The sequence below is a fragment of the Sulfuricurvum sp. genome, assembly GCF_031427015.1.
Lineage (GTDB): Bacteria > Campylobacterota > Campylobacteria > Campylobacterales > Sulfurimonadaceae > Sulfuricurvum.
Genome location: NZ_JASJOW010000001.1, coordinates 189,981 through 215,076, shown reverse-complemented (window position 1 = coordinate 215,076; position 25,096 = coordinate 189,981). Strand labels below are relative to the sequence as shown.

The following is a 25,096-nucleotide window of genomic DNA, read 5'->3' as shown; positions in this document are numbered from 1 at the left end:
AGCTTAGTCTCCGAAAACCATTTTTTGGTCTTTATAGATACCGGTACCGACCGGGATGGTACGACCGATGATGACGTTCTCTTTAAGATCGGTCAAGTCATCGATTTTCGCAGAAACTGCTGCTTCGGTCAAGACTTTTGTAGTGTCTTGGAACGATGCCGCTGAGATGATCGAGTCAGCACTAACCGCTGCACGGGTAATACCGACAAGGTACGGCTCAGCAATCGCAGGCTCTCCGCCGAGACGAAGAATTTTTTCGTTCTCAACTTTGAATTGTGCTTTAGAAACCACATCGCCCTCGATGAACTTAGTGTCACCCGAGCGGAGGATTTTGATCTGACGCAACATCTGAGTAAAGATAACTTCGATGTGTTTGTCGGCGATGTTAACCCCTTGACGACGGTAAACTTGTTGTACTTCACTTACCAAATAGTTATACAACGCTTTAACACCCAAGATTCTCAAAATCTCGTGTGAGCTGATAATACCGTCAGTCAAACGCTCACCGGCGTGAACAAACTCACCCGGATGAACCAATGCAACAAGGTTTTTATCAACAAAATACTCTTTAACCATTCCGTTCTCAGACGTAATCAAGATACGTTCTTTACCACGAAGCGGTTTACCGAAACTGACAACCCCGTCAAGTTCTGCGATAAGAGCGATCTCTTTAGGTTTACGTGCTTCGAAAAGTTCAGAAACCCGTGGAAGACCCCCGGTGATATCGCGTGATTTTTGTAACGCTTTCGGCGTTCTTGCCAAGATATCGGCCACTTTTACATCGGCTCTGTCTTGTGCGAAAATCGCTGTTTTCGGCTCAACCGCATAGCGGATAACCGAACCGTCATTCGCCGCAAGGACGATCGCCGGTTTAAATTCAGGTGCAACATACTCATTAATCATCAAACGGGTTTTACCGGTCAATTCATCAAATTGCTCAGATGCTGTAACCCCTGGAATAATATCTTCAAATGTGATAACACCATCGGTTTCAGAGATAATCGGATTCGAATACGGATCCCACTCTGCGATAATAATTGACTCTTCTTTTACAGGTTTTGCGATAATCGTATCCGCTTTAACCGCTTCATTATCGTTAATTTCAATTACAGAACCGCGTGCAATATAGTGACGGATTGCTTCACGATCTTCATTATCGGCAACAACGGCAAAAAGACCTTTCTCTTCAACGCTGTACCCTTTTGTAATCTCATGATGACGCTCAAGATAATCGCCTTTGAGGAGGTAGTATTTAATAACTCCTTTCTCTTTAGCAAGGATTTTTTGAGTGATCGGTGCACCGTCTTTAACTTGGATCTCAGAGGCGTAAGGGATACGGTTAGGTACATTCCATCCGTCTTTAATCGTTTCAACGATCGATTCGTCCGCTTTTACCGCTGTACCGTTTTCATACGGAAGATAGAATTTACCTTCGATTTTACCGCTAACACCTGCAAGCTCATTCGGTTTAGCCACTTCATTTTTACGAAGGGTGTAGCGAACGGTTTGGCTCTCACCTTTAACACTAACGATAATTTCATCGTGAATCGTTTGAATCTCAACGGTTCCGTTAAACGGAGCTTTGATTTTCGGCTCAACCAAAAGGATTGCGGCATTACGACGATTCGCAACGATTTGTTTTCCCTCTTTTGAAAGGTAGGTTTTCATGTTGTAATAACGGATGAAACCTTCTTTAGTCGCAACAACTTGACGCTCTTCACGGGTACTTGACGCCGTTCCCCCAACGTGGAAGGTACGAAGTGTCAACTGTGTACCCGGTTCCCCGATGGATTGTGCCGCAATAATACCGACCGCTTCTCCGCGTTTAACGATACCGCCGCTTCCGAGGTTGAGTCCGTAACAAAGGGCACATACGCCACCCTCTGATTTACACGTTGTCGGAGTACGGATTTGAACTGAACGGATACCCGCTTCGATCACTTTTGAGGCTTTGATCTCATCGATCAGCGTTCCCTCAGAGTAAAGGATCTCATTCGTGATCGGATCGATTGCATCTTCTGCCAATACACGACCGTAAATACGATCTTCTAACGGCTCGATCAATTCATTACCGACAGAGATATCGGTAAGTTCAATCCCTTCGTGAGTTCCACAATCGTGCTCAACGATTTTCACGTTTTGCGCAACGTCAACGAGTTTACGAGTCAAATAACCCGCATTCGCTGTTTTGAGTGCAGTATCCGCAAGACCTTTACGAGCACCGTGGGTAGAAATAAAGTACTCAAGAACGTTTAGACCCTCTTTAAAGTTCGAAATAATCGGAGTTTCAATAATCGAACCGTCCGGTTTCGCCATCAAACCACGCATACCGGCAAGCTGACGAATTTGAGCCGCAGAACCACGCGCTCCAGAGTCCGCCATCATAAAGATCGAGTTGAATCCCTCTTTATCGTTTTGGATCAATTCCATCATTCCGCCCGCAACGGTATTGTTCGTATCGGTCCAGACGTCAATGATTTTATTATAACGCTCTTGCTCGGTCAAAAGACCCGCTTCAAACTGTTTTTGGATCTCTTTAACACGATTTTTAGACGAAACAATCAATCCCGCTTTCATTTCAGGGATAATGATATCCGTGATAGAGATAGAAACACCCGATTTAGTCGCATATTTGAAACCAAGGTTTTTCAAATCATCCAAGAAACCGGCAGTTACCGCGATTCCTCCGTGTTTATTGACATAGTCAACAAGGATTGAAATGTTTTTCTTTTTCATCACAACGTTCCAAAGCTCAGCTGGTACGAATTCAGGAAGAATATCTTGAAGAATCATACGTCCTGCAGTCGTATGGATAACACGACCGTCAACACGGGTACGAACTTTTGCATGTAAATCGAGTGCATTATGCTCAAGTGCGATCATAATCTCATCAACATTGCTGAAAAGTTTATTCGATCCTTTCACATCATTTTTGCCAAGAGTCAGATAATAAAGACCCAAGACCATATCTTGTGAAGGGGTTGCAATCGCTTTACCCGATGCAGGAAGCAAGATATTCATACTTGAGAGCATCAATACTTTACACTCCGCAATCGCTTCAGCTGAAAGTGGAACGTGAACCGCCATTTGGTCACCGTCGAAGTCCGCATTGAAGGCGGCACAAACGAGAGGATGCAATTGGATCGCTTTACCGTCAATCAGTTTCGGGTGAAACGCTTGGATCGAGAGTTTGTGCAACGTCGGTGCACGGTTAAGCATAATCGGATAACCCTCAACGATTTCCGCAAGACACTCCCAAACTTCATTGGTTTTCTCTTCGATCATTTTTTTCGCCGCTTTAACGGTGGTCGCATACCCTTTATCTTCGAGTTTTGCGATCAAATGAGGCTTGAAAAGCTCCAATGCCATTTGTTTTGGCAATCCGCATTGATCCATTTGAAGGTTTGGCCCGACAACGATAACGGAACGGCCCGAGAAGTCAACACGTTTACCGAGTAGATTCTGACGGAAACGTCCTTGTTTCCCTTTGATGATCTCAGAGAGAGATTTCAACGGACGTTTGTTTGCACCTTTAACGGCATTTGCACGACGACCGTTGTCGAACAACGCATCGACTGCTTCTTGAAGCATACGTTTTTCGTTACGTACGATAATTTCCGGTGCTTCAAGCTCGATAAGACGTTTAAGACGTTGGTTACGGTTGATAACACGGCGATAGAGGTCATTGACATCCGATACCGCGAATTTTCCACCGTCCAAACTTACCAAAGGACGAAGTTCAGGAGGTAAAACCGGTAATGCGGTGAGCATCATCCACGCCGGATTATTACCTGAATTCAAGAACGACTCGATAACTTTCAAACGTTTAACGATGGTTTTACGTTTTGCCTCTGAGTTGGTTCCTGCTACTTCTTCTTTTAATGACGAGAAAAGATCAACGAGATCGAGTTCATCAAGCAATTCACGAACCGCTGATCCACCCATCTCTGCAGAAAAACCGCTGTCTCCGTAACGTTGTACCAATGTGCGATATTGCTCTTCATTCAATACATCATATTTAAGGACTGCAGAGGTTTGCTCGCCGTCGTAATACGCTTCCCCACCGCTTTTAACGATGTACGCTTCATAATACAATACGCGCTCAAGGTCTTTCATCTTCACGCCGAGGAGTGTTCCGATACGGCTTGGAAGTGAGCTGACATACCAAATGTGCGCTACCGGAGTAACAAGGTCAATGTGTCCCATACGGGTACGGCGAACTTTTGCCGAAGTGACTTCAACGCCACATTTTTCACAAATAACACCTTTGTAACGCATTTTTTTGTATTTTCCGCACAAACATTCGTAATCACGAACCGGTCCGAAAATTTTGGCACAAAACAATCCGTCACGTTCCGGTTTAAGGGTACGATAGTTGATAGTTTCAGGTTTTTTTACTTCACCGTGACTCCATGAGAGAACTCTCTCAGGAGACGCAAGGCGAAATTGGATTTGTTTAATATCGACTGGGCGATTCTCTTCCGTTACGGCAACCGGTACTAATTTACTCATTGTCATCCACCTCGTCAAAAATCTCAATATCAAGCGCCAATGATTGGAGCTCTTTGGTTAATACGAAAAGAGTCTCAGGGATACCGGATGCCGGTACACTTTCACCTTTCGTAATTGCTTTGTACGCACGTACACGTCCGTCAACGTCATCCGATTTAATCGTCAACATCTCTTTAAGTACGGCAGAAGCACCATAGGCTTCTAGAGCCCATACTTCCATCTCCCCGAAACGCTGTCCGCCGAAGAGGGCTTTACCACCGACCGGTTGTTGGGTAACGAGAGAGTATGGTCCGGTTGAACGGGCATGCACTTTCTCATCAACTAAGTGATGGAGTTTAAGCATATACATGTAACCGACGTTAACGCGTTCTTTCATTTTATCGCCGGTTTTACCGTCGTAAAGCTCCATTTTTCCATCATTATCAAGTTTTGCCAATTCAAAGAGTTTCGCAAACTCCGCTTCGGTAACCCCTTCGAAAATCGGAGTTGCGAATTTAACACCGCGAGACCAGTCTTGTGCATAACCAAGAAGGGTAGCATCATCCATATCGCCAAGTACTTTAGCCGCGTTCATAAGACCTGCAACATCGGCGAAAGAGATCATTTTTGCACGTAAGTCGCCGATGAACTCTTTTTGTTTTGCTTCGAAGATATCTTGAATTTGGAACCCGAGTTCTTTCCCGACCATACCGAGGTGCATCTCAAGGATTTGCCCGATATTCATACGAGACGGAACCCCGAGCGGATTCAAACAAACGTCGACTGAGCGTCCGTTTGCCATGTACGGCATGTCAACTTGAGGAACGATCGTAGAGACGATACCTTTATTCCCGTGACGTCCCGCCATTTTATCCCCGACTTTGAGTTTACGTTTTGTCGCGATATAGACTTTTACGAATTTAACAACACCGTTTGGAAGGATGTCGTCTTTTTCCAAGATAGAGAGTTTTTCTTCGTGTTCATCACGGAATTTTTTCTTCTCTTTTTGGAAATGGTTTTTCGTTTGGTTGTATTTCTCTTGAATATCGTCGCTGAATGCCTTAACAACGTTATTCATCGCAAAACGGTTAACCTCTTTAAGATCGTCCGCTTTGACATTTTCACCCGCTTTATACTCGTTGCCGTTGATGCTTACATCGCTTAGCAATGGGTGTTTCGTAAGCAAAGAAACGATGCGGAGCATCTCTTCTTTGTCGATCATCAACAAACGATCGTAGTGTTCGCGCTCGAGTTCATCACGCTCTTGTTTTTCAAGTTCAAGCGTGCGTGGATCTTTGTCGTACCCTTTTTTCGTGAACACTTTAACGTCAACAACAACCCCTTCCATACTCGGTGTACAGTAGAGTGATTTGTTGACCACGTGACCCGCTTTTTCACCGAAGATAGCGCGGAGTAAACGCTCTTCAGGAGTCGGTTTTACTTCACCTTTCGGAGAAACTTTACCGACGAGGATCATCCCCCCTTTAACATAGGTACCGATTTTTACGATACCGCTGTCATCAAGATGTGAAAGTTCGTCATCACGAACGTTCGGAATATCACGAGTGATCTCTTCGACACCGTGTTTGAGTTCGCGTGCTTCCGCCTCTTTTTCATAGATATGAACAGAGGTAAATGCATCTTCGCGAATCATGCGCTCAGACATAACGATCGCATCCTCGAAGTTATATCCGTTCCACGGCATAAAGGCAACAAGTGCATTGATACCAAGTGCCAATTCACCTTGATCCATATTCGGACCATCTGCGATGATTTGACCTTTCGTTACCATTTGCCCTTGTTTAACGATCGGTTTTTGCAAGAACGTCGTATTTTGGTTGGTACGAAGATTTTTTTGCAACGGATAATAATCAATAAACGTTCCGTCTTCGTCTTCACCCATCACGTAAATGTGTTTAGAATCGACTTTTTCAACGATCCCGCTGCGTTCAGCTTTCACACACTCCCATGAATCGCGAGCAACGAGTTTTTCAACCCCTGTTCCGACCATAGGTGCTTCAGGACGCAACAACGGCACGGCTTGACGTTGCATGTTCGATCCCATCAATGCGCGGTTCGCGTCATCGTGTTCCAAGAACGGAATCAAGCTTGCCGCAACACCGACAACCATATGCGGAGTCAAGTCGCGGAGTTCACACTCTTTTGGAGAAACAAGAGGGTATTCACCGTCTTGGCGTGTCTCAACCAAATCATCCAGGAAGTTACCTTTCTCATCCACACGGCTTGACGCCGCAGCAATAACTTTCCCCTCTTCTTGAGTTGCGGTCAAATAAACGACTTCATTCGTTACCACACCGTCTTTGACCACATTATACGGAGCTTCGATAAATCCGTGCTCATTTACTTTTGAGTAGGTTGCCAACGTATTGATCAAACCGATGTTTTGACCCTCAGGGGTTTCAATCGGACAAATACGACCGTAATGAGTCGGGTGAACGTCACGCACTTCAAATCCGGCACGCTCTTTAACAAGACCGCCTTCTCCGAGTGCAGATAAACGACGTTTATGGGTAACTTCTGACAACGGATTCGTTTGGTCCATGAATTGTGACAATTGTCCGCCGCTGAAAAACTCCATGATGGTAGAGGTGATCATTTTTGAGTTGATCAAATCGTGCGGCATCAACTCGGTGGTCGGTCCGCTCATCGTTGAGAGTTTGTCTTTGATCGCTTTTTGCATTTTGATCAAACCGTTATGTAACTCGTTACCGAGCAACTCACCGATTGAACGGATACGTCGATTACCGAGGTGGTCACGGTCATCAATATGACCTTGTCCATTTTTAACTTTAACAACGTATTTAACGGTATTGATAATATCTTCGTTGGTTAAAACGGTCACGTACTCAGGGATATTCAACCCAAGTTTATGATTCATTTTCATACGGCCGACACGGGTCAAATCATAACGCTCCGGATCAAAGAAAAGCTGATTCACGAAAATTTTCGCTGCCTCTTTGGTTACCGGTTCACCGGGGCGCATTACTTTATAAATACGGATCGCCGCAAGATCATTTTCATCTTCGATAATTTCCGTTTGACGAAGCAATTTTAGTGAATCGGCATCGGCGATAAATGCATTAATAATAGCACTGTCATACCCTTCTGCAAGGTCATTTGCGATTACGAACTCTTTAACGCCCGCTTCGATCATCTTTTTGAGTTTAGTCTCATCAAGCTGTGCCATAGTGTCGAACATGACTTCACCGGTTACCGCATCGATAATCGGCTCAGCCAAATGACGCTCGATCAAGGTTTCGATCGGATACTGGATTGCAGTGACACCCTCAGAAATCAATTTTTCCGCTTTTTTCGCTGAAAGACGTTTACCGGCAGCAACAAGGAGTTTCCCCTCGCTGTCAATAAGATCATACCCAAGACGTCCGGCAAATTGTTCCGGATCAAAATCCATAAGATATTTGTTCTCTTCAACACGGATTTTTTGCAATGGATAGAACATTTTTAAAATGTCTTGTTTACTGTATCCAAGGGCACGGAACATGATAGTTACCGGTACTTTACGACGTTTATTGATACGCATGTAAAGGATATCTTTCGGATCATACTCAAAATAGAGCCATGAACCGCGGTCAGGGATAATTTGACCGGTAAAAATCATTTTGCTTCCGGCAGTGGTCGATTCTTCTTCTTTGAAGATAACCCCAGGAGAGCGGTGAAGTTGATTAACAACAACACGTTCAACCCCATTAATGACGAACGATGTGCGTTCGGTCATCAAAGGAATGTCACGGATAAAAATCGTTTGTTCTTTAATATCTTTAACACCGGTTTTCTCTTTGGTGTTTTCGTCACGATCCCAAATCATAAGACGTGTTTTCATACGAAGCGATACCGAGTAGGTCAATCCGCGTTCCATACATTCACGTACAGTATATTTAGGACGTCCTACCTCAGAACCGAGATATTCAAGAGAGAGACGGTTTTGTGAATCATGAATCGGGAATACCGACTGAAATACGCGTTCAATACCGCTTTTTGTACGATCTTTTTGATCTAACATCAAAAATGATTCATACGAACTTTGTTGAAGTTGTAACAAATTCGGTACTTCAATTTGCTGGGGAGTTTTCGCGAAATCAACGCGTAAGCGGTTTCCGGAGTGAAGAGTGTTTAACATAGGCTACCTCAATCGAAGTTTTTGATCCCATAGGGATAAGTGCAAAGTCTATGACTCAAGCGTCCTTGAGTCCATAACGACGTATGGGCACTTTACGAAGAAGGTAAAATCCGCTTCGTAAAGTGCCCTGTGGGAGGTGGAGGCACGGGTGCCTCCGATCAAATTTATTTGATTTCGACGGCAGCGCCAGCTTCTTCAAGCTCTTTTTTCGCTGCTTCAGCATCTTGTTTAGAGATACCTTCTTTGATAGTTGTAGGAGCGCCTTCAACTGCATCTTTAGCCTCTTTAAGACCAAGACCTGTCATCGCACGTACTACTTTAATAACGTTGATTTTTTTATCACCACCGTCTTTCAAGATAACGTCGAATTCAGTTTTTTCTTCTTCAGCAGCAACTGCAGCAACTGCACCACCTGCAACCGCTACCGGTTGAGCAGATACTCCGAATTTTTCTTCGAATTCTTTTACAAGCTCTGAAAGCTCGAGGACAGAAAGGTTTGAGATAAACTCAAGAACGTCTTGTTTTGTAACAGCCATAATATTCTCCTATTAGAATTTTGTTTTTAATTTTATGCCGACATTACTATCAGCGGTTTTCCAAAGCAGCAATTACGCCGCTTCTTCTTTTTTACGTTTAAGCGCATCGAGTCCGATTGTGAAGTTGCGAACTGGCCCCATCCAAACAGATGCGAGCATTCCAAGCAACTCTTCGCGTCCCGGTAGGGTAGCGAATGCACGTACTTTTTTCTCATCTGCAGCTTGCCCGTCAATGTAAGCTTGACGAATGACAAATTTATCATTTGCTTTAGCGAAATCAACAACGGTTTTTGAAGCAGCGATTGCATCAGCGCCCCATACGAAAATGTTGGTATCAACGATATCAATACCTGACATTTCAGCGTTATTAAGAGCGATCGTTGCTAGTGTATTTTTTACAACTTGAACTTTCGTCTCTTTTTCACGTGCGATTTTACGAAGTGCCTCGAGTTCAGACACTGCCAAACCGCGATAGTCACACATAATAACTGCAGCAGAAGATTTGAACTCGTTTGTTAGAGTACTAACAATCTCAGATTTCTGTGATTTATTCATAGTTTCTCCTTTCCAGACATACAACTTCAAGCGGGGCAGAGTTTTCTGATTAAGGCCTAAGCCCCCTACTGTCTTCAGTCCATAAGATAAAGACGAAGCAATGCTTCATCATTCAAGAGTGATTAACGGATATCCAACAACTCTTGAGTTTCGAATTTAATTGCAGGGCTCATTGTAAGAGACAATGCTGCATTTTTGATGTAACGACCTTTTGCAGTAGAAGGTTTCGCACGGTTAATAGCACCGACAAACGCTTTGATATTTTCAGCGATTTTATCGGTATCGAAACTCACTTTACCGATACCGGCATGGATGTTCCCTTTTTTATCAACACGGAAGTTTACTTGTCCGCCTTTAACATTGCTAACCGCTTTTGCGATATCTGCTGTTACGGTTCCTGTTTTAGGATTCGGCATCATCCCTTTTGGCCCGAGAATACGCCCTACTTGACCAACAAGACCCATACAATCCGGTGCAGCAACAACGATATCGAAGTTGATGTTACCTGCTTTGATTTGCTCAACCAAATCATCGCTTCCGACGATATCAGCACCGGCAGCTTTAGCTTCATCCGCTTTTGCACCTTTTGCGAAAACCGCAACACGAACCACTTTCCCCGTACCGTGTGGAAGCACAACCGCGCCACGGATCATTTGGTCAGCGTGACGTGGGTCAACACCAAGGTTTAATGCAATCTCAACGGTTTCGTCAAATTTTGCAGATTTAAGCTCTTTAACAAATGCAGCAGCATCTGCTACAGAGTAGCTTTTTGTCATATCAATTTTTTCACTCAGTTGTTTATAGCGTTTTCCAGCCATTTGAATTCTCCAATATTAGAATCTGCCGCAAGATTTAGCCTCTTTGCGGTCGAAGAGTAGTGTAGAACTTAGTCTACGATATCAACACCCATTGAACGTGCAGAACCAGCAATTGTAGCTGCCGCAGCATCAACGTCATCGGTATTCATATCTTGAATTTTTTGCTTAACGATTTCCATCAATTGAGCTTTAGTGATTTTACCCACTTTGTTTTTCATCGGATTATCTGTCCCTTTTTTAAGACCAGCCGCTTTCATAATGAGAGCAGATGCAGGGGGTTGTTTTGTGATGAATGAGAACGTTTTATCCGCATATACCGTAATAACAACAGGGAGTTTAAAACCTGCCTTATCTTTTGTACGCTCGTTGAACGCCTTACAAAATTCCATGATGTTAACACCACGTTGACCGAGTGCTGGTCCAACCGGAGGGGCTGGATTAGCAGCGCCGGCTTGTACTTGCAACTTGATGTAGCCCGTAATTTTCTTTGCCATTTGTGCTTCCTTTTTTTGAGATTAAATTATTTTTTCGACTTGAGTGTACGAGATATCTACCGGAGTACTACGTCCGAAGATAGAAACATTAAGTTTCAATGTACCGTGTTCAAGATCGTATTCGTCAACCGTACCGGTGAAATTCGCGAACGGACCGTCCACAATACGAACCATCTCCCCGTTATCGAAGAATACTTTCGGTTTCGGAGCCGAACGGTTCGTTACACGATCCAAGATAACTGCGATATCGTTATCACTTAATGGTGTCGGTTTATTAGATTCACCGATAAATCCTGCCACACGAGGTAGAGATTGGATACGGTGTTGAAGATCGATCGATAGATCCATATTCGCGAACACATACCCTGAGTACAATGAACGTTCCGTGATTTTCTTTTTACCGTTTTTGACTTCAATAACATCTTCGGTCGGAACAATTACTTCCGTAATAACATCTTCAAGATGATTTTCAGCAATAATATTTTCAATAGCGGCTTTAACACTGCGCTCGCTACCTGCATACGTTTGAATCGAATACCAACGATGTGCCATGTTTTTTCCTTAACTTAAAATTGCCGAAACGGTTGAAGACATAATAAAATCGACCAACGCCAAAAACAATACCACAAACGTAACCACTGCGAGAACCGCAATAAACGCTTGCTTTACTTGTGGCTTTGTCGGAAAAATAACTTTTGCAAGTTCCATTTTCGCATTATGAATGGTTTGACTGAATTTGTTTTTCATATTATTGTATCCTCAGGACATTTCCAACGAATAAAGCTCTAAAGCATCATTAGTCAAAAATGGGTGGCAGGCCAGGAGGGATTCGAACCCCCAACAATCGGATTTGGAATCCGGCGCTCTACCATTGGAACTACTGACCTATTATAAAACCCCCAAGGGGGAACCAAAATTAAAGTTTTGCTTCTTTATGAACCGTGTGTTCACGGCAAAATTTACAAAACTTACGAACTGAGAATTTCTCAGTATGAGTTTTTTTATTTTTACTTGTGTGATAGTTACGTCGAGTACATTTCTCACAAGCTAAATGGATATTTTCGCGCATGTTTTACCTTAATAGTCCAACCCTAAGGTTGGGGAAAATTATGCAAGGATTTTAGAAACAACCCCAGCACCTACAGTACGTCCACCTTCGCGGATAGCGAAACGAGTACCTTCTTCCATCGCGATCGGATGGATCAATTCAGCAACAATTTTAACGTTGTCGCCTGGCATAACCATTTCAGTACCTTCTTGCAAAGTGATCGCACCAGTTACGTCTGTTGTACGAACGTAGAATTGTGGGCGGTAACCGTTGAAGAATGGAGTATGACGTCCACCCTCTTCTTTGCTCAATACGTAAATCTCAGCCTCAAATTTTGTGTGAGGAGTGATTGATTTAGGTTTACAAAGAACTTGTCCACGCTCAACATCTTCTTTTTTCGTACCACGGAGAAGAAGACCACAGTTGTCACCCGCTTCACCCATTTCCATCTCTTTACGGAACATTTCAACACCGGTTACGGTAGTTGTTTGTGTATCACGAATACCAACGATTTCGATAGTTTCACCAATTTTGATTGTACCACGCTCGATACGACCAGTAACAACGGTTCCACGACCAGAGATAGAGAAAACGTCCTCTACCGGCATCAAGAAATCTTTATCTGTTTCACGAACTGGTTGAGGGATATAACGATCCACTTCCGCCATCAATTTTTGAATTTTTGCTGACCACTCACCAAGAGTACCAGTTTTTGCTTCTTCAAGTGCACGAAGAGCAGAACCTGCTACGATTGGAGTATCGTCACCCGGGAAATCATAGGTATCAAGAAGTTCACGAATTTCCATCTCTACAAGCTCAAGAAGTTCTTCATCATCAACCATATCTTCTTTGTTCATGAAAACAACGATGTACGGAACACCGACTTGTTTAGAAAGAAGGATGTGCTCACGTGTTTGTGGCATTGGGCCGTCCGCTGCAGAAACAACAAGAATAGCACCGTCCATTTGAGCAGCACCGGTAATCATGTTTTTAACATAGTCGGCATGTCCAGGACAGTCAACGTGTGCATAGTGACGATTGTTTGTTTCGTACTCAACGTGTGAAGTTGCGATCGTAATACCGCGCTCACGCTCTTCTGGTGCATTATCGATTGCATCGTAATCCATCATTTTTGCGCCGTTTGTTACCGCAAGTACAGCTGTAATTGCTGCAGTCAACGTAGTTTTACCGTGGTCGACGTGACCGATTGTACCGATGTTACAATGTGGTTTTGTACGTTCAAATTTCTCTTTTGCCATAGTGTCCTCCGACTGAATGTGTAAATGAATTTGGAATTATACCAAAAAACAGCTGAAATAGCTTTCAAGCTTTCAAAAATATTACAATATTATTACTGGAGCTCACGAGCGGATTTGAACCGCCGACCTCTTCCTTACCAAGGAAGTGCTCTACCCCTGAGCCACGTGAGCATAAAACAATGATAAATGTGTATTTTGGAAGCTTAAAAACTATTTTACGTTTTAAGGTAATGATGAAGTAGTAATTATGAAATGTATACTTCAGCTCCCAGTGGAGCGGGAAACGAGACTCGAACTCGCGACATTCAGCTTGGAAGGCTGACGCTCTAGCCAACTGAGCTATTCCCGCAGATGGTGGTGAGAGAAGGATTCGAACCTTCGAAGATAAAAATCAGCAGATTTACAGTCTGCCCTCGTTGGCCACTTGAGTATCTCACCACGGCCATAATCTGGTCTAACACTGATAAATGTAATGCGTTTCCGATTTCATTCAATGGTGCCGGCACGAGGATTTGAACCCCGGGCCTATTGATTACAAATCAATTGCTCTAGCCAACTGAGCTATGCCGGCATTGGTGAAATGGAGCCGAAATTATATACACTCTTTCCTAAAATGTCAAGCGTATTTTAAAGAAACTCATACGATTGTATAAATAACCTCTTTTTTCTTTTTCGTCTCAACAATTTCACTTAAAAACAGCCCTTCGATATTCAAGGCCAAGAGTTCTTGAATTGATCGAACTTGATGGATAGCAGCTTCACGCAAAAGGGTTCCGCGATACGCTTTTGCCCAGTGGCTAACCACTTTTCCCTCTTTTAAAAACTTCAAGGTTGTCGTTTGTTTGGACGGAATATAAAACTTATCGTAAAATCCGGCACGAATATCTAAAATTTCTTCTTCACCAATCATTTCATCCAAATGGGCTGAGAAATGTTCTTTATAATATTTTTCAGGTGCAAAGCTGCCGATTTGTGAGCCTTGCTTAAGTTTGTAATCGGGAATAGAATCACCCGCACAAATCGGACCGAATAGGTTAGAAAAAAGTATAACGCTATGATCAATATAGTGTTGCGCTTCAAATGAAAGATTCTGATAATCTAGATAATCGTACGCTACTCCGTCATAACGTTCAATCGCTTTCATGGTCGGAGCATATGCAAAAGTGTTTCGGTAACGTTCGTACGCTTTGGTATCTTTGATTCCGAAAAGTTCGTACAGTTGCTCGTCACTACCGCTTTGGGCCAACTTTTCGTATTGCTCAATCACTTCGAAGCGTTTGGAATACAGATGGGGGAAAAGAAGACTCTCGGGGTTCAGTGGAGCCAGAGTTCCCCCCTCCCGTTTCCCTTCACTTGGAGCAAAAAGAATAATCATCGTTTAATAATACGCAGCGATAATGGCATAACTGAGAAAAAACATCATATGTGAAGCACCTTCAAAGTAGTTGGTCTCTCCCTCATCGGTCGTTTTCCATACCAAGAGGATCGTCAACAATAAGGCACCGATTTGAAGCGGATTAAAATCAAGGGTAAGATTGATCCCTGAGAAGTAGGCTAACATCATCAAAATAGGAACCGTCAAGATGATCGATACCGTAGAAGCACCCATCGCGATATTGACAACCCGCTGAATCTGATCATTACGAGCAGCACGGACTGCAGTAAATATTTCAGGAGAGACGCTGATAATCGCGATAACCAATCCGGCTAATCCGGCAGAAATACCATACTCCTTTGCAAGTCCTACACCTTCGCCTGCAAAAATCTCCGCCCCAAAAGCGATAATGGCAATGAAGCCGAATATTGCCATAAAGTTGATAGGGGTACTGAGATGCTCAAAAATATAATCACTTGATTCATTTTCATCGATCTCCGCGTCTTCCTCTTCTTGAAGCTTTCGTTTGAGACGAAAAAAACGGCTGCGGGCCGTTGCTTTAAAAAAGTGGGTATGGGTACGTGTCTGAAAAATAAAAATAATGATGTAAAAAAGGAGCAATACCCCTGCGATCAAATGGCTCACATGGGTAAGTGCTGCACTTCCATGTTCGGTATGGCTCAATAGCCCCGGTACCAATAACGCACTTGAAGCAACAAACAAGACGGTACTATAGGCACTGGAGGTCTCTTTGTTGTGTTGCTGTTGCGTATAAGCAAGCCCCCCTAAAAATACCGCTAGTCCAAGGAGAACATTCAAATCAACGATGACTGCGGAAATAATTCCCCCTTTGACCGTTTCTAGTACTTCGGGAGAATGTTTCACCTCGAGTAAAATAACATAAAGAAGGATGATTTCAACCGCTACGGCACTAAAAGTAAGGACAAAACTGCCATACGGTTCTTGGAGGCGTTCTGAGAGGATATCGGCCACTTCGGCAACGGTAAGAGAGAGGGCTGCGATCCCAATAGCGGCAAAGAGGGTCGCCATCAAAGAATCATGCTGAGCATGGAAAATAAAAGCGAGAGTAATAGACGTGATACCGATAAAGATATCCCAGTAGTCTTCAATAAAATAGCGTATCCGCCTGTCCAAGAGAGTATCCTTTTAAAGTAATATGATCGTAGCGAGCCCTAAAAAGCTCAAAAATCCGACGACATCCGTTACGGTTGTCAATATAACGGTTGAACCGATTGCCGGATCAATTCCGGCACGGCGAAGTCCCAGTGGAATAATAGTACCAAAAAATCCCGCAAAGAAAAGATTAATAATCATCGATAATGCGATTACTAAGCCCAACAATGGGATTTTAAACCATAAATAAGCTACGGCTCCAATCAAAATAGCAAAAACAAATCCGTTAAAAAGAGCCAAAAGAACCTCTCTTTTCACTGTGGCGTACGCCTCTTTTCCCTCAATTTCCCCCAGAGCAATTTTACGTACGGTAACAGTAAGGGTCTGCGTCCCCGCATTTCCCCCCATCGAAGCGACAATCGGCATTAAAATGGCCAATGCCACAATTGCTTCGAGTGTTGCATCAAACATTCCGATAACCACAGATGCGGCGATAGCCGTTAAGAGATTAATCCCCAGCCAGATTGCACGGGTTTTCCCGATGCTCCAAAACTCTTCGTCTTGTTCCGCTTCGTCATTAACCCCTGCCATGTGGTAGATCTGCTCCGTAGCCCGCTCTTCCATAACGTCATGAATATCATCGGCGGTAATACGACCCAAAAGAATTTGATTTTCGTCAACAACCGCAAGGGTATTGAGATTATAATTCGCAAATACTTCGACAACATCATAAATATCATCATGGGCATGGACATGGATCGTATTATGCCCGTCATGTAAAATATCTCCGTAGAGTTCATGCGATTCATGGAGAATCAAATCCTCCAACAAAATTGCGCCGATTAAACGACGATGCTTATCCACGACAAATGCCTGATGAACGTTATCGATCAATTCATCCGCTTTCATTGCCCGTAGACGTTTGATCGACTCTCCGACACTCTCTTCGGCACGTGCTTCAAAAAGCTCGGTCTGCATATATGCACCCGCTTCGTTATCTTCATACGAGATCAGGGTTTCGATGGTAGCACGGTCATCATCTGAGAGTTTGGAGAGAACCTCTTCCGCAAGCTCTTCATTCACCTCTTCAATGTTTTGAATAAAGTCGGCAGCATCATCGGTATCAAGTTCCGAAGCCAAACTCGCAAGGTGTTCCGCCCCTAGCTGCTCATACGCCTCTTCCATATGCTGCTGAGGCATCTCAAGTAGAACCTCTGCCAAAATTTCATGGGGAAGAGTCTCTAAGGTTTGAGCATACAGCTCTTCATCGTCATCATGGAGGGTTTTGAGCAAACTTGCAATCTCATAAATGTGAACGCTTTCGTCAATACCTTCATTAAAAAGGGCAACACGATTATTAATCGATTCCAGTATGTTTTCTGACATCATTGCTCCTTTGTAGTAAATCGCTCTTTGTAGGAGCACTTTTGGCACAACTCTTCACTGCAGATTCCCTTGGAAAAACCGTCGGTTATCGCGGAAGAGCGTTTTGATGTCAGAATTTTACCCAAATTTGTCTCTCTAAGGTTACCCAGTTCCATAATCCCCTCTGAGTCCAAGCAACACGGTACTACACGTCCATCCGATAAAATCCCGATTTGCTTGCTCAACCCTTGGCAATAGCCATCTCCAACAAACGCATTCTCCAGATTCGGCCATTCAAAATAGTGATCAAAATGGAGCAGTATTTTGGAGGCCAACCGTATCGATTGGCGCTCCCCGCTGATCTGTGAGGCAATCATCCCCTCTGCCAAATCAAAATGGCTCTCCAAAAGTTCAAATAATCGCTCATTAAAAGCGCTCTCACTTCTCTCATCATCCAAATTCCACAATCGCAAGTTAATAAAAAAATCTTTCTCCCGCAATAATTTCTCATTGCATAGCTGCAATATAGGTTCCATATAGGTTTCAAAAGAGCGAGCCACACTATTTTTATTAAAGCTGTTCAGTGAAATATTGAGCTGACGAAGCGCCGGATGAAATACGGCTTCACGCCGTATAGGGTCAAGATAAAATCCGCTGGTGGTAATCATTACTTTTAATCCGGACGCATACGCAATATCGAGATATTCTTTCAGATTGCTCAATACCATAGGATCTCCCATAACATGCAACGCAATCTCATCCGTATAAGGGGTTAACTCTTCAACTATTTTTTTGAAAAATGGGAGTTCCATCGTAATGTTTGAATCTGTTTTAGGGGGACAGAAACTGCACGAAAGTCCGCAAATATTAGTTATTTCAACGTAGGTACGGCTGAATTTCATTATAATTCCTTTATGCAAACATTAGATTCACTCACCCAAACACTCCACACCAATGATGCGGTTATGCTCTATTTCAGCGCACCCACCTGTAACGTCTGCCATGCCCTAAAACCAAAATTGGTTGAGGCGATTAGGACAGAATTTCCGACTTTTGTTATTGAAAGTATCGACATCTCTGAAACCCCTGAAATCGCATCCCATTTTAGCGTCTTTGCCATTCCGACGGTACTTATCTTTTTTCAGGGGCGGGAATTTTTACGGAAAAGCCGCCACATGAGCGTTAGTGAAGTGACTGACGCCATAGCGCGTCCTTATAACCTTATGGTAGAAAGCTGACGATCCCTGCCGTTACGGCAACATTGAGCGATTCCACTCCGCGATACATTGGGATACTCACGCTGTGGGTAGAAGCTCTCATCACCGCATCACTAACCCCTTCGGTTTCATTCCCCAATACAAAAATAGCCCGATGTGGAATTTTCAATGTATGAATATCTTGTGCGGCATGGGAAGAGAGGGTAATAATTGCCGCATCTCTCAATCCCAATATTTCAGACAAATCTTCACAATAATAAATCGGGATTTTAAACAGTGTCCCGGCGGACGCTTTCATCACTAACGGAGAGAGCTTCGTGCTATTACGACGCGGTAATATTATCCCGTCGATTTTACTCGCTGCGGCGGATCGGACAATCATCCCCAAATTTTGAGGGTTATTGATCCCATCGAGAGCTAAAAGACGAAATGAATCCGGTAAATCGGTTGCAATATTGGAGGCACCTCGGTAATTTTGACTTACGACATCAATCGCAACCCCTTGGTCCTGAGCGCTATTTTTCGAGATACGGGACAATGACTCTTTGGTATGGTATTTGATCTCCACTCCCCGCATTTCGGCTAACATCATAATCTCTTCGATCGTCTCGTCGGTACGGTTGCTTTTGGAGAGATGCAGTTTATGAATCTGCACGGCATCATCGCGCAACACTTCAACCGCTACATTACGACCGTAAAGGGTAATCAGCGAATCAAAGAAACGCTTTTTTTCTAGGTATTCAGGCGAATCGTTCATCAAAGTATTGATGCAATGGCATCGGCACTAAAGCCGAATTTTTCAAACAATTTCTCCGCCGGAGCACTTGCGCCAAATCCCTCCATTGCGACTACCGTATCGGCAAAACGGTACCATTCCAGTCCGCGCGCTGCTTCAATCGCAATTTTTTTCGTGTGGGGTTTAATAATAGCGTCAATATAACTTAGAGGCTGTTCTAATAATAAATCGAAACATGGGACACTCACCACGTTCACTGCAATCCCGCGTGTTTGAAGAAGTTCGGCACTCTCGATGGCTAAACCAACCTCAGAGCCCGAAGCCATAAGGGTCACGGTTGCATTAGGACGCTCTACCAATAAATATCCGCCGTTTTCAACATCCCCTTTGAGCGCATCGGGGAGAATCGGAAGATTTTGACGTGAACAGACAAACGCTGAGGGTGAATGTTTCATGGATAGAGCTTTTTGCCAGCATTTGACATTTTCCGCACCGTCTGCCGGACGATAGACATAGAAGTTCGGCAATGCTCTAAATTGACTCAAATGCTCAATCGGTTGATGGGTAGGACCATCCTCACCGACACCGATACTATCGTGCGTCCAAATAAAGAAGTGTTGGATACCGCTTAACGCCGCAATACGAGCCGATGGTTTAAGGTAATCACTGAAGACAAAAAAGGTAGCACTAAAGGGGATAATCGGTCCATACAAGGCCATCGCATTGGTAATCGAGGCCATCGCATGTTCACGGATACCGAAATGGATATTTTTGCCCTTAGGGAAATCGCCCATATTGGTGAGTTCCGTTTTATTAGAAGGGCCGAGGTCAGCCGATCCACCCAAAAAGCCCGGAATCGCTTTCGCAATCGCATTCAAAATTTTACCGTTCGTATTACGCGTTGCATCGGCTTTTTCAAATGTCGGCCATTCAATACGTCCGAAATCCGGATTCAAAAGTTGTTCATATGCTTCATTTTGTTCAGAAAGAGGGAGCTCTTTCTGACGGTGATTCCATTCACGCTCGGCTAAATCTCCTTTTTCGATTGCGCATCGGAAACGCTCCATTACGTCCGCATCAACGGCAAATGTCGCTTCAGGATCAAACCCTGCGGCAGCTTTAGCGGTTTTGATGACATCGTGACCCAACGGCGCACCGTGAGCATGGTGAGACCCTTCCATTTTACCGCCCCCTTTGGCGATAACGGTGTTGGCGATGATAAGTACCGGACGGCTAATCGTTTTGGCTTGCGTCAATGCGCTATCAATTTCATCGAAATTATGCCCGTCAATCTCTAATACCGCCCAATTCTGAGACTCGAAACGATCCCGTATATTTTCACTGAGACTAAGCTCCGTAGAACCCTCAATCGTAATACGGTTTGAATCGTAAATCAATACCAAGTTATCCAATCCCATATGTCCGGCAATCGAACACGCTTCGTAACTGATCCCCTCTTCTAAGTCACCGTCACCGCATAAGCAGTAGACGTTATGGTCAATCATCCGTGCAGTTTCCGAGTTGACTTTGTTTCCGACATACGCGGAGGCCATAGCAAAACCGACGGCATTCGCGATCCCCTGCCCTAAAGGTCCCGTTGTAATCTCTACACCCGCCGTGTGTCCGTACTCAGGATGTCCCGGAGTTTTAGAATCGAGCTGACGAAAATTTTTAAGATCATTGATCTCCAATCCGTATCCCCAAAGATAATAGAGAGAATAGATGAGCCCCGTTCCGTGTCCGCCGGAAAAGACTAAACGGTCACGGTTCAGCCATTTAGGATTTTTCGGATTATGATTGAGATGCTCTGAAAGGACTACTGCAATGTCCGCCAATCCCATCGGTGCACCCGGATGCCCCGAATTTGCTTGTTGAACCATATCTGCCGCTAAAAAGCGGATTGTATCTGCCATCTTTTGGCGCATTGCATTACTCATCGTTTAGTCCTTATGTCGGTTAATGTAGTGGTTAAGTGTTGGTGACAATTCACGTTGCAAATTCTCATCAAAACTCATCATTTGTTGAATAATTTTATCGGCTAAAACATTTGCTTCTTCCATAGCTTGATCAAATCCGAGTAAGGTAACAAAGCTATTTTTTGATTGGTCATTATTGGTTGTTTTACCCGCTTGTTCATCATTTTGGGTCACATCTAAAATATCATCTTGTATTTGAAAGAGCAATCCTAAGTCAATACCGAAATCATATAGCGCATTCGCGATTTCATCACGTCCAACAATAAATGCTCCCATTTGGAGCGATGCGGCTATAAGTTTTCCTGTTTTATGGATGTGAAGCATTTTCACCTGATCGAGTTCTAAACGTTGATTTTCAAAATGGCAATCAATTGCTTGCCCCAAAACCATCCCTTTCATTCCGCCGTTATGTGCTAAAGCGCGAACCAGTTTCACAATTACCCGATCCGATAGCGGTGCATTGGAGAGTACTTCAAACGCGTACGTATTAAGTGCATCTCCCGCTAAAATCGCACTCACTTCATCATATGTTTTATGGAGAGTCGGAATTCCGCGACGCAAATCGGCATTATCCATTGCGGGGAGATCATCATGGATCAATGAATAGGTATGAAGTAATTCAATCGCCAATGCGGCATGAAATGCACTTTGAGTTAAGAGGGGGTTGTAGGCCCGAACTACTCCTAAAAGAAGTGCAGGACGGAACCGTTTTCCGCCGCCGATTAGCATCTGATGCATAGAATTTTCATAATGAGGATGAAAAGATGGGACAGAAGGAAGGTGTGCTGCTAAAAAGGCTTCAAACTGCTCCATAATTATCCCACTATTTTTTAGCGAAATAGTACCATGAGGGAGCTTATATCTTCTCGATTATATCGGTGATACTATTCTCATCATCGAGCAATACAACCGTAGGTTTGTACTTTTCAAGTTCTTGATCATTGTAGGTTGCATAGGCGACAATAATAATCTTATCGCCTTTGTGTACTTTACGTGCTGCCGCACCGTTGAGACAAATATCGCGTTTCCCGCGCTCTCCGAGGATAATGTAGGTCGAAAAACGCTCCCCGTTATTGATATTGAGGATTTCCACTTTTTGACCTACACGCATTTTGGAAGCTTCTAAAAGTTCCTCATCTATCGTGATCGAGCCGACGTAATTAAGATTAGCGTCGGTGACCGTAGCGCGGTGTATTTTACTGTAGAGCATTTCGATCAACATCGATTAGCGTCCCATCTGCTTCATCATGTCGGCAGGGCTGATCGGTGCATCCCAAAGTTCTGAGGGGATAACATACTCTTGAACCACTTCACCGCCAATAATATGGCGATCAATAATTTCATTGATACGCTCTTTTGTAAGACCCGCATACATTACGTGACCCGGTTCTACTAACATAATCGGTCCTACATTACAACGATTCATACATGACGTACGGATCGGCTGTACCGTCGCGATTAACCCTTTTTGCATCAATGTCTGCGCTAAGTGTTGAAACAAATCCTGAGTCTGTGGGTTAACACAGCTTGGTTTTGGCATCCCCGGAGGAGAGCTTTGCTCACACTTGAAAATATAAAACGCCGGTTGTGGAAGACCCATCAACTACTCCTTATGGCTTCGGTGAGTTTGTTCACCGGAAAATAATTACGGCATTATAGCCAAATACTACCAGTGCATATTAAGCTCCAGTAAGCAATTTATCTCTTTAAATCTCTTTTAACAACTCACGAGCCACAACACGATCATCGAACGGCAAGTGCTGATCATAAATAATCTGTGATGTCTCATCCCCTTTGCCCAAAATCAAAATTACTTCATCTCCGCTACGTTCGCGAAGTGCTTGTGCAATCGCATTTCGACGATTAACATCGACATACACATTGCTTTTATCTTCAATGCCGGCCAAAATATCTTCTATAATCGCATCAGGATCTTCAAAGCGAGGATTATCACTCGTCACATAAAGTCGTTTAGCATAAGCCGATGCGACTCTTCCCATTATCGGACGTTTGGTACGATCTCGATCCCCACCCGCCCCGAAAACAACAAGCACTTCTTTTTCTTTGAGAGCATTAAGGACTTGCTCCATTCCATCCGGCGTATGGGCAAAATCAACAATAACAAGCGGATCTTCACTCACCACTTCCATACGACCGCTGACTCCGCCGAAATTTTCAACGGCATCAGCGATTTTCTCAAGAGTTTCCGTACTCACCAAATGGACCGCAGCCATAGCGGCGGTAATATTGTATAAGTTAAAAAAGCCGTGCAATGAGGTGACAAACGGAACATGATCCTCGAAATGTTTCATGACGCCGCTCACCCCGTTATTGAGAGAATAAGCAATGATTTTATACGTTGCAGGATTTTCAACTCCGTAAGTGAAAGCGTTTTTGAAATTAAACTCTGCACGCAGCTCATCTTTATTGATCAGTTTTTTCGTCTCATCTTGGAAAAAAAGATTTTTGATCCGAATATACTCTTCGATACTTGTATGATAATCAAGGTGATCTTGGGTGATATTGGTCAGAATTTTAAGACCAAACGTAATCCCAGCGATCCGTTCTTGCTCAATGGCGTGAGAACTCACTTCCATCACGAAATACTCGCATCCCGCTTCTATCGCTTGTGCCATATGGCGATAGGTATTGAGTACGGTAGGTGTCGTTAGTGTTTTTCCCTCTACCGGCGCATCGTTCATAAAAAATCCGCGCGTACCCTGCATCGCCACTTTATGATCCAAATCGAGAAGTAATGAATAAATAGCGCTCGCCGTTGTCGTTTTTCCGTTGGTTCCGGTTATACCGATAACACATATTCGATTTAATCCAAAAAGACTCCAACACTCATCGGGTGTTATAATGGAATGTGCCCCGCGCGCTATCGCATCCTCTTTGTACTTTTCATTTTGTTTAGTGAGTAAAAAGGCACAATCTTGACCACAATCACCGGAATTCTCACTGATATAGCGATACGGCTGACCTACAATCTCAACTTTCAAGGCTTTTCCCTTTGGCTAAACGTCGTAATAAATTGCGAAGCTGTCTATCATTTGGGTAGACGCCAAGTGCACTCTCTAAATAGCTGAGTGCCATCTCTTGATATCCGTGATCAATCAAATTATCCAGAAAGTCGACAAAGTCCTCTTTTTCGGTAATAATAACGCGTGTCGAGAACATGATGTTCTCAAAAATACGGTTAAAATCATTATCATTTTGGACAAGCTCTTTAAATTCGGTATACATGATGCCGTCTTCATAAGCCAAACGCTGCTTAATCGTCTCATCAAACAAACCGGATAATTGATCGAGAGTGCCGTCCATTGTCTGTAAAATCTCTGAAATTACCGTATCTGCCGTCTCAATATCTTCACTTCGCAAAATCGTATAATAATCAAATAACGCCTCGCCGGCGCTCTCACCGCTCATTGCCATATCAGAGAGTATCGCTCCGTTATAAGCCTCTTTTGAATCAGGGAAATCTTTGAGTGCTAATGAATAATCACGCAAAGCTTCACTGTACTGTCCCGCCAAAAAAAGTTCATTTGCTTGTTTGAGGGTTTTGGTTAAATTGATAGTTTTCATAGTAATCCCTCCTATGTTATTCTAATATCGGCTCAATTTTATTAAATTATAGCGCGTCGATTTGATGTTCCATACCGTGCGGTACGTTAATAACGACCAATTCAGGGTGAATATCCATCCGCAATTGACGCTCAACTCCGTATTTCAATGTATTTCCGCTACTTGAACATCCAATACACGCGCCTTGAAGCTGTACGTATATCGTACCGTTTTTTACTCGTAAAAATGCTATATCACCGCCGTCTAATGCCAAACTTGGTCGTATTTTATCTATGACGTTGCGAACGGGTTGCATCAATTCTTCATCACTAAATGGAATCATGGCTATTGTACCTTTAAAAGCTCAAG

The 25,096-nt window shown here is 43.6% G+C and carries 23 protein-coding genes and 5 tRNA genes; 1 reads left to right on the top strand and 27 read right to left on the bottom strand.

Going from position 1 to position 25,096, the window contains the following annotated elements; translation table 11 throughout:
- Positions 1 to 3 precede the first annotated feature (3 nt).
- The 19 genes from rpoC to RMO68_RS01075 all read right to left on the bottom strand — a co-directional run bounded on the left by rpoC (position 4) and on the right by RMO68_RS01075 (position 18,136).
- Positions 4 to 4,512, bottom strand: a complete 4,509-nt coding sequence (gene rpoC / locus RMO68_RS01165; protein WP_310438875.1) for a DNA-directed RNA polymerase subunit beta' — start codon at positions 4,510 to 4,512, stop codon at positions 4 to 6.
- Positions 4,505 to 8,650, bottom strand: a complete 4,146-nt coding sequence (gene rpoB / locus RMO68_RS01160) for a DNA-directed RNA polymerase subunit beta (protein ID WP_310438874.1) — start codon at positions 8,648 to 8,650, stop codon at positions 4,505 to 4,507. The genes rpoC and rpoB overlap by 8 nt, the downstream gene beginning before the upstream one ends.
- Before the next feature lie 164 nt (positions 8,651 to 8,814).
- Positions 8,815 to 9,186, bottom strand: a complete 372-nt coding sequence (rplL, locus tag RMO68_RS01155; RefSeq protein WP_295052846.1) for a 50S ribosomal protein L7/L12 — start codon at positions 9,184 to 9,186, stop codon at positions 8,815 to 8,817.
- 72 nt (positions 9,187 to 9,258) lie between these two features.
- Positions 9,259 to 9,741 (bottom strand): 50S ribosomal protein L10, encoded by a 483-nt coding sequence (gene rplJ, locus RMO68_RS01150; RefSeq protein ID WP_310438873.1) that lies wholly within the window; start codon positions 9,739 to 9,741, stop codon positions 9,259 to 9,261.
- A gap of 122 nt (positions 9,742 to 9,863) precedes the next feature.
- On the bottom strand, positions 9,864 to 10,559 hold the full coding sequence (gene rplA / locus RMO68_RS01145) for a 50S ribosomal protein L1 (RefSeq protein ID WP_310438872.1): 696 nt from the start codon (positions 10,557 to 10,559) through the stop codon (positions 9,864 to 9,866).
- Positions 10,560 to 10,627: 68 nt separating this feature from the next.
- Positions 10,628 to 11,053 carry a 50S ribosomal protein L11 gene (gene rplK, locus RMO68_RS01140; RefSeq protein ID WP_310438871.1) on the bottom strand — a complete coding sequence of 142 codons (426 nt, stop codon included), beginning with the start codon at positions 11,051 to 11,053 and terminating at the stop codon, positions 10,628 to 10,630.
- 21 nt (positions 11,054 to 11,074) lie between these two features.
- Positions 11,075 to 11,605: a transcription termination/antitermination protein NusG gene (gene nusG / locus RMO68_RS01135; RefSeq protein ID WP_299930882.1), complete on the bottom strand. Its 531-nt coding sequence runs from the start codon at positions 11,603 to 11,605 to the stop codon at positions 11,075 to 11,077.
- Positions 11,606 to 11,614: 9 nt separating this feature from the next.
- Positions 11,615 to 11,800 (bottom strand): preprotein translocase subunit SecE, encoded by a 186-nt coding sequence (secE, locus tag RMO68_RS01130; RefSeq protein ID WP_310438870.1) that lies wholly within the window; start codon positions 11,798 to 11,800, stop codon positions 11,615 to 11,617.
- Between the two features lie 64 nt (positions 11,801 to 11,864).
- Positions 11,865 to 11,940, bottom strand: a tRNA-Trp gene (locus tag RMO68_RS01125).
- Between the two features lie 29 nt (positions 11,941 to 11,969).
- Positions 11,970 to 12,122, bottom strand: coding sequence for a 50S ribosomal protein L33 (rpmG, locus tag RMO68_RS01120; protein ID WP_015654572.1), 153 nt, complete (start codon positions 12,120 to 12,122; stop codon positions 11,970 to 11,972).
- A gap of 38 nt (positions 12,123 to 12,160) precedes the next feature.
- Complete coding sequence (tuf, locus tag RMO68_RS01115; RefSeq protein WP_310438869.1) at positions 12,161 to 13,360, bottom strand: elongation factor Tu; 1,200 nt, start codon at positions 13,358 to 13,360, stop codon at positions 12,161 to 12,163.
- A gap of 96 nt (positions 13,361 to 13,456) precedes the next feature.
- Positions 13,457 to 13,531 (bottom strand) — tRNA-Thr (locus RMO68_RS01110).
- Between the two features lie 101 nt (positions 13,532 to 13,632).
- A tRNA-Gly gene (locus RMO68_RS01105) sits at positions 13,633 to 13,709 on the bottom strand.
- Between the two features lie 3 nt (positions 13,710 to 13,712).
- A tRNA-Tyr gene (locus tag RMO68_RS01100) sits at positions 13,713 to 13,798 on the bottom strand.
- Between the two features lie 56 nt (positions 13,799 to 13,854).
- A tRNA-Thr gene (locus tag RMO68_RS01095) sits at positions 13,855 to 13,931 on the bottom strand.
- A gap of 66 nt (positions 13,932 to 13,997) precedes the next feature.
- On the bottom strand, positions 13,998 to 14,735 hold the full coding sequence (locus RMO68_RS01090; protein WP_310438868.1) for a YaaA family protein: 738 nt from the start codon (positions 14,733 to 14,735) through the stop codon (positions 13,998 to 14,000).
- Between the two features lie 3 nt (positions 14,736 to 14,738).
- The gene (locus RMO68_RS01085; protein ID WP_310438867.1) at positions 14,739 to 15,890 is read right to left on the bottom strand and encodes a sodium:proton exchanger; all 1,152 of its coding nucleotides are present in this window, start codon (positions 15,888 to 15,890) and stop codon (positions 14,739 to 14,741) included.
- A gap of 12 nt (positions 15,891 to 15,902) precedes the next feature.
- Positions 15,903 to 17,255 carry a magnesium transporter gene (gene mgtE, locus RMO68_RS01080; protein WP_310438866.1) on the bottom strand — a complete coding sequence of 451 codons (1,353 nt, stop codon included), beginning with the start codon at positions 17,253 to 17,255 and terminating at the stop codon, positions 15,903 to 15,905.
- On the bottom strand, positions 17,255 to 18,136 hold the full coding sequence (locus RMO68_RS01075; protein WP_310438865.1) for a radical SAM/SPASM domain-containing protein: 882 nt from the start codon (positions 18,134 to 18,136) through the stop codon (positions 17,255 to 17,257). The genes mgtE and RMO68_RS01075 overlap by 1 nt, the downstream gene beginning before the upstream one ends.
- A gap of 12 nt (positions 18,137 to 18,148) precedes the next feature.
- Here RMO68_RS01075 and RMO68_RS01070 point away from each other — a divergent pair, with 12 nt between their 5' ends.
- On the top strand, positions 18,149 to 18,472 hold the full coding sequence (locus RMO68_RS01070) for a thioredoxin family protein (protein ID WP_310438864.1): 324 nt from the start codon (positions 18,149 to 18,151) through the stop codon (positions 18,470 to 18,472).
- On the opposite strand, the gene RMO68_RS01065 is transcribed toward RMO68_RS01070, so the two are convergent.
- The 8 genes from RMO68_RS01065 to RMO68_RS01030 all read right to left on the bottom strand — a co-directional run bounded on the left by RMO68_RS01065 (position 18,456) and on the right by RMO68_RS01030 (position 25,070).
- Positions 18,456 to 19,208, bottom strand: a complete 753-nt coding sequence (locus RMO68_RS01065) for an RNA methyltransferase (protein ID WP_310438863.1) — start codon at positions 19,206 to 19,208, stop codon at positions 18,456 to 18,458. The genes RMO68_RS01070 and RMO68_RS01065 overlap by 17 nt on opposite strands.
- Positions 19,208 to 21,124: a transketolase gene (gene tkt, locus RMO68_RS01060; protein WP_310438862.1), complete on the bottom strand. Its 1,917-nt coding sequence runs from the start codon at positions 21,122 to 21,124 to the stop codon at positions 19,208 to 19,210. The genes RMO68_RS01065 and tkt overlap by 1 nt, the downstream gene beginning before the upstream one ends.
- Positions 21,125 to 21,127: 3 nt before the next feature.
- Positions 21,128 to 21,976, bottom strand: a complete 849-nt coding sequence (locus RMO68_RS01055; protein WP_310438861.1) for a polyprenyl synthetase family protein — start codon at positions 21,974 to 21,976, stop codon at positions 21,128 to 21,130.
- A gap of 43 nt (positions 21,977 to 22,019) precedes the next feature.
- Positions 22,020 to 22,385, bottom strand: coding sequence for an aspartate 1-decarboxylase (gene panD, locus RMO68_RS01050; protein WP_310438860.1), 366 nt, complete (start codon positions 22,383 to 22,385; stop codon positions 22,020 to 22,022).
- A gap of 3 nt (positions 22,386 to 22,388) precedes the next feature.
- Positions 22,389 to 22,763 carry a (2Fe-2S) ferredoxin domain-containing protein gene (locus RMO68_RS01045; protein ID WP_310438859.1) on the bottom strand — a complete coding sequence of 125 codons (375 nt, stop codon included), beginning with the start codon at positions 22,761 to 22,763 and terminating at the stop codon, positions 22,389 to 22,391.
- A 106-nt stretch (positions 22,764 to 22,869) separates the two neighbouring features.
- Positions 22,870 to 24,165 carry a UDP-N-acetylmuramoyl-L-alanyl-D-glutamate--2,6-diaminopimelate ligase gene (locus RMO68_RS01040; protein ID WP_310438858.1) on the bottom strand — a complete coding sequence of 432 codons (1,296 nt, stop codon included), beginning with the start codon at positions 24,163 to 24,165 and terminating at the stop codon, positions 22,870 to 22,872.
- Positions 24,155 to 24,748, bottom strand: a complete 594-nt coding sequence (locus RMO68_RS01035; protein WP_310438857.1) for a hypothetical protein — start codon at positions 24,746 to 24,748, stop codon at positions 24,155 to 24,157. The genes RMO68_RS01040 and RMO68_RS01035 overlap by 11 nt, the downstream gene beginning before the upstream one ends.
- A gap of 46 nt (positions 24,749 to 24,794) precedes the next feature.
- Complete coding sequence (locus tag RMO68_RS01030; RefSeq protein WP_310438856.1) at positions 24,795 to 25,070, bottom strand: NifU family protein; 276 nt, start codon at positions 25,068 to 25,070, stop codon at positions 24,795 to 24,797.
- Positions 25,071 to 25,096 lie beyond the last annotated feature (26 nt).